Source organism: Pseudonocardia sp. SID8383 (genome assembly GCF_009864975.1).
GTDB classification, from domain to species: Bacteria; Actinomycetota; Actinomycetes; order Mycobacteriales; family Pseudonocardiaceae; genus Pseudonocardia; species Pseudonocardia alni.
Genome location: NZ_WWFY01000061.1, coordinates 1 through 742 on the forward strand (window position 1 = coordinate 1; position 742 = coordinate 742).

Genomic DNA, 742 nt, shown 5'->3' on the forward strand with positions numbered 1-742 from the left:
CTGTCCCGCCGCGGCCCCGAGGCCCCCGGTGCGGCCGCGCTGGTCGCCGAGCTGGCCGAGGCCGGCACCGAGGCCGAGGCGGTGGCCTGCGACATCACCGACCGGGATGCGGTCGCGGCCCTGGTGGCGCGGCTGGCCGCGCAGGGGCGCACGGTCGGCACCGTCCTGCACACCGCGGCGGTGATCGGGCTGGCCGCGATCGCCGACACGACCCTCGACGAGTTCGCCGAGGTCGTGCACGCCAAGGTGACCGGTGCCCGGATCCTCGACGAGCTGCTCGACGACCCGGCCACCGACCTCGTGCTGTACTCCTCGACGGCCGGCATGTGGGGCAGCGGCGTGCACGCCGCCTACGCCGCCGGGAACGCGTTCCTGTCCGCACTGGCCGAGCAGCGCCGCGCGCGCGGGCTGCGCGCCACCTCGGTGCACTGGGGCAAGTGGCCCGACGCCGACCCCGAGCGCACGGAGGCCGACCCGCACCGGATCCGGCGCAGCGGCCTGGAGTACCTCGACCCGCAGCGGGCACTGACCGGGCTGCGCTGCGTGCTCGACGACGACGAGACCGTCGTCGGCCTGATGGACGTCGACTGGGACGTCTACCACGACGTCTTCACCGCCGGCCGGGTCTCGCACCTGTTCGACCGGGTCCCGGAGGTCCGGGCCCGGCTCACCCACGCCGCGGCACCGGCCGCGGGCCCGCGCGGTGCCCTCGCCGGCCGCCTGGCGCCCCTGTCGGCGGCCG

1 protein-coding gene is annotated in these 742 nt (G+C 77.2%); it reads left to right on the forward strand.

All coding sequences use genetic code 11. From position 1 onward, the window contains the following. Nucleotides 1-742: SDR family NAD(P)-dependent oxidoreductase (locus GTW08_RS01560; protein ID WP_161151288.1), on the forward strand; the 742-nt coding region annotated here is incomplete at both ends.